The sequence below is a fragment of the Ferruginibacter sp. HRS2-29 genome (genome assembly GCF_024343615.1).
Taxonomy (GTDB): domain Bacteria; phylum Bacteroidota; class Bacteroidia; order Chitinophagales; family Chitinophagaceae; genus Ferruginibacter.
This window is the reverse complement of sequence record NZ_RJUB01000024.1, coordinates 21,460-29,706: the sequence shown is the minus strand read 5'-3', so window position 1 is coordinate 29,706 and position 8,247 is coordinate 21,460. Positions and strand designations below refer to the sequence as shown.

At 44.4% G+C, this 8,247-nt stretch carries 8 protein-coding genes; 6 read left to right on the top strand and 2 right to left on the bottom strand.

What is annotated here, in order from left to right; genetic code table 11:
- Positions 1 to 33: 33 nt before the first annotated feature.
- Positions 34 to 879, bottom strand: a complete 846-nt coding sequence (locus EGI32_RS09065; protein ID WP_255154236.1) for an energy transducer TonB — start codon at positions 877 to 879, stop codon at positions 34 to 36.
- Between the two features lie 286 nt (positions 880 to 1,165).
- Between EGI32_RS09065 and EGI32_RS09060 the strand changes: the two genes are divergently transcribed.
- The 6 genes from EGI32_RS09060 (at position 1,166) to EGI32_RS09035 (ending at position 6,964) form a co-directional block, all read left to right on the top strand.
- Entirely contained in the window at positions 1,166 to 1,642 is a 477-nt protein-coding gene (locus EGI32_RS09060; RefSeq protein ID WP_255155075.1) for a low molecular weight protein-tyrosine-phosphatase, read from the top strand.
- Positions 1,643 to 3,010 carry a histidine--tRNA ligase gene (gene hisS, locus EGI32_RS09055; protein WP_255155074.1) on the top strand — a complete coding sequence of 456 codons (1,368 nt, stop codon included), beginning with the start codon at positions 1,643 to 1,645 and terminating at the stop codon, positions 3,008 to 3,010. It begins immediately after the preceding gene.
- A gap of 95 nt (positions 3,011 to 3,105) precedes the next feature.
- Complete coding sequence (locus tag EGI32_RS09050; protein WP_255155073.1) at positions 3,106 to 4,770, top strand: DUF4836 family protein; 1,665 nt, start codon at positions 3,106 to 3,108, stop codon at positions 4,768 to 4,770.
- Between the two features lie 74 nt (positions 4,771 to 4,844).
- Positions 4,845 to 5,489, top strand: a complete 645-nt coding sequence (locus tag EGI32_RS09045; protein WP_255155072.1) for an ATP-binding cassette domain-containing protein — start codon at positions 4,845 to 4,847, stop codon at positions 5,487 to 5,489.
- Positions 5,490 to 5,512: 23 nt separating this feature from the next.
- Positions 5,513 to 6,700 carry a hypothetical protein gene (locus EGI32_RS09040; protein WP_255155071.1) on the top strand — a complete coding sequence of 396 codons (1,188 nt, stop codon included), beginning with the start codon at positions 5,513 to 5,515 and terminating at the stop codon, positions 6,698 to 6,700.
- 12 nt (positions 6,701 to 6,712) lie between these two features.
- Positions 6,713 to 6,964: a hypothetical protein gene (locus EGI32_RS09035; RefSeq protein ID WP_255155070.1), complete on the top strand. Its 252-nt coding sequence runs from the start codon at positions 6,713 to 6,715 to the stop codon at positions 6,962 to 6,964.
- Between the two features lie 12 nt (positions 6,965 to 6,976).
- Here EGI32_RS09035 and EGI32_RS09030 read toward each other — a convergent pair whose 3' ends face one another.
- Positions 6,977 to 8,173, bottom strand: a complete 1,197-nt coding sequence (locus EGI32_RS09030) for an acetyl-CoA C-acyltransferase (RefSeq protein WP_255155069.1) — start codon at positions 8,171 to 8,173, stop codon at positions 6,977 to 6,979.
- Between the last annotated feature and the right edge of the window lie 74 nt (positions 8,174 to 8,247).

Genomic DNA, 8,247 nt, shown 5'->3' with positions numbered 1-8,247 from the left:
GAATCAGCAATTTACTAATAAATATTTATGTGATTACTGCAGGCTTGTAAACTGCACTGGAATTACATAATAAACGGACACATTTTGGCCGCTGGCTTTCCCCGGGATCCAGTCCGGCATTTTTTTCAATACCCTTATCACCTCATTATTAAAGGCTTTGCCGCCGTCCTGGGTAGTCTCAAACCCTTTAAGCCTGCCGTCATATCCTACCACAAATTTAACTTTTACCGATACGCTCTGGCCTTCTTCCAGGTCTTCCGGGTTCTGCAGGTTCTTTTCAAGAAACTTACGCAGTGCCGGGATCCCGCCAGGAAATTCAGGCATGATATCAGCAGTGGGCCTAGGTGTTTCCTTATCTACAACCATCACTGTTTCTTTTCCTTCACCACCACCATCGCCGGGCTTTGGCGTGCTTGGTACGCCTACGGTCTGTTTTGTTCCGGCATTGGGATCCCTATTGGTTACATCACTGATGACAGCGCTGTCGAGGCTGGATATTTTGTCCACGTGCTTTTCATCTTTTGTGATTACTACGTTGTCCGTGAACTGTTCAGACCTTACCGGCTGAATATCTTTCGGTTTGGGCTGATCCACTTTCGGTTGTTCGGGTTTCTTAGGTTCCAACGGCTTGTCATGGGGCTCATCCCTGGCCAATGTCAACACGGTAGTTTCCATATCCACAGGCTTGCCGTTGTTCATATTACCCTTGGGCAAAAAAGTAAGTGCTGTCACGGCCAGAGCCATTGCCATGGTAACGCCGATCGCTTTATATAAACGTTCGTGGTAAAACTTGCGCAATGCATATGCACCGTAGGTCTTATTACGATTTTCGAATATGATATCAAGTACATCCGCTTTCAGAATGTATTCAGAGTTCATGATAATAGGTTTTAAAAATTAAAGAATGAATTTCAAAACCCGGCGCCTGGTTGATGGATTAGATGCAATGGCTGAAAGAATCCATAAATGGGACCCACAGAGCTTGATATAACAGAACATTCCGCAGGCGTGTTCCTCCTCCATGTTTCCCTGTGTTCTCTTTTCCTCTGTGATTCAACCATTCGCTGCCCACCTGCCTCCTTTCGGAAAATGCGCTGCCGCAAAGCGGAAACCTAACGGCAGAGGACTTATATTTGCGCATATTTTATTATAACGACTGGTGAACATGAAAATATTGATGGTCTGCCTGGGTAATATTTGTCGCAGCCCGCTGGCAGAAGGCATATTACAGCAAAAAGCGAACGATGCGGGATTGGATTGGACAGTGGAAAGCGCCGGTACCAATGGGTATCATACAGGTGAAGCACCGCATCACCTCAGCCAGAAAGTAGCGAAAAAATATGGCATCGATATCAGCTGCCAGGTGTCGCGGAAATTTGAACGGTTCGATATCGCCGCATACGACAAGATCTACGCCATGGCGGATGATGTGCTTACGGATATACGCAACATCTGCGGCGCAGACTATGAGGATAAAAAAGTGGATCTTTTCCTGAATGAATTGCGCAGCAGCAAAAACAAGAATGTTCCCGATCCATGGTATGGCGATGAAGACGGGTACGAAGAGGTATACCAGCTGATCAGCATTACCTGTGACGCCATCATCGAAAATTATTTAACCACCCAAACACCGAACACTTAAATGTCGAAACCAAGCATACCACAGGGCACCAGGGATTTTTCAGCGGAAACGGTGAGGAAAAGGAATTTCATCCTTTCTACCCTCCGGAATGTATTTGAATTATATGGTTTTGAGCCGCTTGAAACGCCTGCCATGGAAAAGCTGGATACGCTGATGGGTAAATACGGAGAAGAAGGAGACAAGCTGATCTTTAAGATATTGAACAATGGCCTCAACGAGCCTTCCAATATAGAAAAAGCGAAATCGGGTTTCGCAAAACTGATGGAAGGAAAAAATTCATCGGACCTTACAGAACGTGCCTTGAAATATGATCTGACCATTCCATTTGCACGATACGTTGCCATGAACCACGGCAAACTGAGTTTTCCCTACAAACGTTACCAGGTGCAGCCTGTATGGCGCGCCGACAAACCACAAAAGAGCCGCTACCGCGAATTCACCCAATGCGATGCGGATGTGGTAGGCAGCGTTTCTTTGCTCAACGAAGTGGAACTCGCCAACATTTATCACACAGCGCTTACCCGCCTTGGATTGGCTGACTACGAACTGAAAGTGAACAGCCGGAAAATTCTGGCAGCGCTCGCTGAACTCTGCGGTGGCGAAAATTTTCTCACTGATATCACGGTGGCCATCGACAAGCTGGATAAAATAGGACTTGAAAAAGTAAAGGAAGAGTTGGCTGCACGTGGACTTTCAATTACGCAAATTGATACAATTGAAAAATATTTGTTGATTGATGGTAGCAATGAGGAAAGAATTGCAGCAGCTAAAAATATTTTTGGCGAAAATGAAACAGCGGCAAAAGGAATTGAAGAACTCACTTACCTGCTGGGTAAAACAAAAAACACCAATCTGCGCATAGACTTTACATTGGCCAGGGGATTGAATTATTACACCGGTATCATCTTCGAAGTGAAAGCGCCGGAAGAAGTGAAAATGGGCAGTATTGGCGGCGGCGGAAGATATGATAACCTTACCGGCTTGTTTGGCGTACCGGGCATTCCGGGTGTGGGTATCAGCTTTGGTGTAGACAGGATCTACGATGCACTGGAAGAGCTGAATTTATTCCCTGCCGATCTGCAGGTAAGCACAAAAGCTTTGTTCTTCAATCTTGGCGAAACCGAAGGTGCCTTCGCTTTTGAGCGCATGCAGGAATTGCGCAGCAATAATGTATCGTGCGAACTCTACCACGAACCGGCCAAAATGGACAAGCAGTTTAAATATGCCGACCGTAAGAACATCCCTTTTGCCGTCATTATCGGCAGCAAGGAAATGGAATCGGAAGAATGCGTGGTGAAAAACCTGAAAACGGGGCAACAGCAAAATGTACAGTTTGATGAAATAGCGGCATTTCTAATGAATAATTAATTATTCATTATTAATTATTCATTATTAATTATTCATTATTAATTAAATATAAGGTTACTTAAAAAAGTTTTCCGTATTAACACAAAATCAATTATATGCAAACACGTTCTCTTTCTTTTTTGCTCGCAGCATTTGTAGCCATCGTGCTTTTTGCTTCGTGCTCTTCCAAATCAAATAAGGCGGGTCTTTCGATCCCGAAAAATGCCGCCATCGTACTTCATCTCAATGGCGAATCGCTTTCTGCAAAACTTCCATGGGAAGAAGTGAAAAAAGCTGATTTTTTCAAGGAAGCCAGCAGCGACACGAGCGTATCTGCTTACCTGAAAGCCGCATTGGACAACCCGGATAATACCGGTATCGATGTAAAAAAAGACATCATCGTGTTTGTACAAAAAGATTCTCTTGGCGGGTATGTATCTATCCAGGGAACTGTGAAAGACGAGGCTAAATTCAAAGAATTCAGCGTAAATGCTGCTAAAGGCGCTGCCGCTACTGAAAAAGACGGCATCAGTTTCGTTACAAAAGAAAGGACCACTACTTCCTGGAAAAAGGAAAAGTTCATCATTGTGATCGATGCTCCTGAAATGAATGAATTGAACAAAGCCAGTTACGATGACCTGACTCCTGCAGCACCAACTTCAAACAGGGATGGAATTGCGGCTGCGACTGCATTGTACAATCTTAAAGAAGATAACAGCCTTGCAAAAGATGAAAAATTTTCTGACCTGTTGAGCACCAAAGGTGATATTCATTTCTGGTTCAATGGTGAAGCATTTGGCGCTGGTAATCCTGCATTATCTGCTTTGGGTATGATGAACCTGAGCAAACTTACCGAAGGTTCTATCACAGCGGCTACTGCCAATTTTGAAAATGGCAAAATCGTAGCTGACCTTAAATCTTACTCCGGAAAAGAACTGAGCGAGATCTGGAAAAAATACAGCGGCGATAAGATCAGCAGCGATATGGCTAAAAGGATCCCTTCGAAAGATATTGCAGCTTTCTTTGCACTGAATTTTAAACCGGAAGGTATTCGCGAAGTGTTGAAACTGGCAGGTATGGAAGGATGGGCAAATATGGGCGCTGCCCAGGTTGGTTTCACAATGGATGATTTCATCAAAGCTAATAAAGGGGATATCCTGTTTTCTGTAACAGATATCCGCAATGATTCTGTAACAGGAAAAGATGCGAACTTCCTTTTTGCAACTTCTATCGGCGATAAAGCTTCTTTTGGTAAATTGATAGACGCTGGTAAAAAAATCGGCGGTATGTCAATGGGCAGCGATCCGAAAGTTTTCTTCAACAGCAATGACAACTATTTCGCTATTGGAAACAACAAAGCAGGAATTGACAATTACATCGCAGGCAGCAACAGCAAGGCTTTTGACTTGTTTGACCAGATAACTGGCGGGCCAGTTGGCGGATATGTAAATTTCCAGTACATCCTGAATTCAATGAAAGACGACGGTCGTCGGGATAGCCTCGACAATGAAATATTTACAGCTTCGCTCAAAATGTGGGATAACCTCCTGGCAAAAGGTGGCAACTTTGAAGATGGTGCTATGACCCAGCATATAGAAGTAAACCTGGTTGATAAAACTACCAACAGCCTGAAACAACTGAACTCATACCTGGGTGTTGTAAGCGCTATCGAAAAGAAAAAGAAAGAAAAACGTGAAAAAGAATGGGGCGACTGGGATAACACCACTTCTCCTGTGATAGATACAATGACTACTGTAACAGCACCGGTTCCTTCTAACTAATCCGATTAAAAAATAAGTTATAAATTTAAAGCCGTCATGGATCATATATTCTGACGGCTTTTTAATTTGCAGATATGACGAACATCACGCTCGAGCAGGTAGCCCCCGATTTTTTGGAAAAAGAAAAGATCGCTCATTCCGAAATCTGGAATAAGACTGTCAGCATAAAAAAAGGAGAGCGCCTACAGATCGTTGCACCAAGTGGCAGCGGTAAATCTTCTTTCATACATTTTTTGTATGGTATGCGAAAAGATTATCACGGAAATATTCTATTTGATGGAAAACCTGTAAAAAATTTCACGCCTGAAGATACTGCCAACAACCGTAGCAACCACCTGAGCATCATTTTCCAGGACCTGCGGTTATTTCCGGAGCAGACAGCGCATGAGAACATAGAAATTAAACGCCTGTTGCAACCATACCATCAGCAAAGCAAAGTGAATGAAATGGCGAATGCTTTGGGTGTTTCTTCCAAACTGAAACAATTGGGCAAGACCTGCAGTTATGGCGAGCAACAACGTATCGCCATCATTCGTTCCCTTCAGCAGCCTTTCGATTTTTTATTGCTCGACGAGCCTTTTAGCCACCTGGATGAGAATAACCGAAAAAAAGCGATGGCATTGATTGAAGAAGAAGCTACCAGCCGCGGCGCTGCCATCATTCTGGCTGATCTGAAACCGATTGAATATTTTAATTCAGAACGGACATTGCATTTATAATACTAATTACAAAAAATAAGAACTTGAATCTTTCCTATAAACATATCGCTCATTTTTTGAACGTCGGACAAAACAGGTCATCACGATATTTCAGCTACTTCGGGCTGGGTATCGGCGTATTGTTGTTGTTGTGTTCGGTGCAGATGTACATCAACATCAATCAGCTGATAAAAGATAAGAATCCACGCAAGAATGGTTTTGATTATATATCTGTCACAAAAAATATTACCAATGAAAACATGGGCAAAGACAATCGTTTTTCCCTCGCGGAAGTGGCGGATGTAAAAGCACAGCCATTCATCAAAGATGCTGCGCCGTTGCTTGCCAATCAGTTCAGGGCGAAAGCAAGCGCAGGCAACATCATTCCATTCAGCACCGATCTTTTTTTAGAAGCCATACAGGATGATTTCCTGGATACATTGCCACCAACTTTCAAATGGCAGCCGGGCCAGCAGGACCTGCCCATCATTTTTTCAGCAGACTTCCTGGAAATGTACAATGTATTTGCGCCGGCGCAGGATCTGCCGCAGCTTTCTGCCAGCAGCATCGGCGCAGTAAATATCACGGTGGAATGTTATGGCCCGATGGGCAACCGCATTGATTTCCGCGGGCATATCATTGCAGTAACGGATCGTATCAATTCCATATTGGTTCCGAAAGATTTTCTGTCGTGGGCAAATAAGAATCTGGGTAACATGGAAAACCCACCGGCAGCAAGGATCTACATCAAAACCACCGATGCCAACAGCGCCGAATTGCTGAGTTATCTGCAGCAAAAAGATTATCATGTAAATAAAGACAAAACAAAATTCGGAAGGGTAAAACAGATCCTGCAGGCCATCGTGAGCGGGCTCGGCGGATTTGCCGTGCTGGTGATTCTGCTGGCAATGATGCTGTTCTCATTTTACCTGCAGCTGGTAATTGCAAGAAGCAAAGACAATCTCCAGTTATTACTCACACTGGGTTACTCTCCCGGATGGCTGAGCAAAACTGTTGCAAAAAAATGGATACCGGTGTATGCCATCATCATCTTGTCTGCATTGGCGCTGACACAGGTGGTGCATTTTATTTTTCAGCAGGCATTTTTAAGTGGAAAGGAAACATTGTCGCCATTCATACATCCGGTCGTTGTGCTGGTAGCTGCTGTGCTGATGTTTTTGTGCGTAACGGTAAATTACAGGCTGATAAGAAAACTACTGTACAAATTATAAATGCAGGGATTCATGAAAAGTATATTCTTTGCATTAACCGCAATTACTCAGTTCATCCTTGTTGCATCATCAAAAATCCTTGATAACCTGTATGTTGTTGCAATCATTTTTGCAGCATATATGACAGTTGTTTTTTTTCTGATGTACCTTGGTGATACAATACCTATAACCCTGAAACACTTCGGATGGGGACTGAGATACGGAACATTATTTTCGATAATTGCTACCGTGGCATTTCTTTACTGGTTATCGTATCAATTGTAAAACCGACGATCCTCAACTGATACGTTCGTAAATAATCGCTGCGCCCTGCCCTACGCCCACACACATCGTGGCCAGGCCATATTTACTTTCCCGTTTCTGCATTTCATGCAATAAAGTGGTAGATATCCTTACGCCGCTGCACCCCAACGGATGCCCGATGGAAATAGCACCGCCATTTACATTTACTTTATTGATATCCAAACCCAGTTCATTTACGCAGGCAATACTTTGCGAAGCAAAAGCCTCATTCAATTCAACAAGGTCAAGATCGGAAATGGTGAGCCCTGCACGGCCAAGCGCTTTATTGGTGGCACTTACCGGGCCGATGCCCATAATAGCCGGATCGACACCGCTCACCGCCATCCCAACGATCTTTGCGATGGGTTTCAATCCATATTTTTTAACTGCCCCTTCGCTTGCCAGCAACATCGCGGCAGCGCCATCGTTGATACCGCTGCTGTTTCCGGCAGTTACGGTTCCATCTTTTATGAAGGCCGGTTTCAATTGTGCCAGCTTTTCCAAAGAAGATAAACGCGGGTGTTCATCCGTATCAAAACTGATCGTTTCTTTTCCGCTTGCTACCGGAACCGCCACGATCTCTTCTTTGAATTTGTTGTCCTTTTGCGCAGCAGCATATTTCTCCTGGCTGGACAGGGCAAATTTATCCTGCTCTTCCCTGCTTACATTCCATTGCTTCGCAACGTTTTCGGCGGTTTCGCCCATGGTATACGGATGATACAATTCACCCAGTTTTTTATTGATAAAACGCCAGCCCATCGTAGTATCGAAAACCTGTGCATTGCGATCGAAAGCGCTGGTAGCTTTCGGCATTACGAAAGGTGCACGGCTCATGCTTTCCACACCACCGGCGATCATCAGTTCCGCATCGCCACAGGCAATGGTGCGGGCGCTATCCATAATGGCTTGTAAACCGCTTGCACAAAGCCTGTTGACCGTATTTCCGGCAACCGTTACGGGCAAACCAGCCAGCAGTGCTGCCATACGCGCCACATTCCGGTTGTCCTCGCCACTCTGGTTAGCGGCACCGGCAATTACATCTTCAATGGCATTCACGTCGATGGAATCATTCCGCAGCAACAATGCTTTTATAACATGGGCCAGCAGATCGTCGGGTCTGGTATTGCTTAATGCGCCGCCATATTTGCCAATTGGGGTGCGGACAGAATCGATTATATATACAGGTGACATACTAAAAGTATTTTTTGCAAGATAAACATTTTACGAAGGGATGAGGCAGATGGTGGATGCTGGATACTGGATAT

Excerpts from the sequence above, each read along its gene's own strand:
- EGI32_RS09060 (WP_255155075.1), top strand. The coding sequence starts at position 1,166 with ATGAAAATATTGATGGTCTGCCTGGGTAATATTTGTCGCAGCCCGCTG.
- hisS (WP_255155074.1), top strand. The coding sequence starts at position 1,643 with ATGTCGAAACCAAGCATACCACAGGGCACCAGGGATTTTTCAGCGGAA.
- EGI32_RS09065 (WP_255154236.1), bottom strand. The coding sequence starts at position 879 with ATGAACTCTGAATACATTCTGAAAGCGGATGTACTTGATATCATATTC.
- EGI32_RS09030 (WP_255155069.1), bottom strand. The coding sequence starts at position 8,173 with ATGTCACCTGTATATATAATCGATTCTGTCCGCACCCCAATTGGCAAA.
- EGI32_RS09050 (WP_255155073.1), top strand. The coding sequence starts at position 3,106 with ATGCAAACACGTTCTCTTTCTTTTTTGCTCGCAGCATTTGTAGCCATC.
- EGI32_RS09035 (WP_255155070.1), top strand. The coding sequence starts at position 6,713 with ATGAAAAGTATATTCTTTGCATTAACCGCAATTACTCAGTTCATCCTT.
- EGI32_RS09045 (WP_255155072.1), top strand. The coding sequence starts at position 4,845 with ATGACGAACATCACGCTCGAGCAGGTAGCCCCCGATTTTTTGGAAAAA.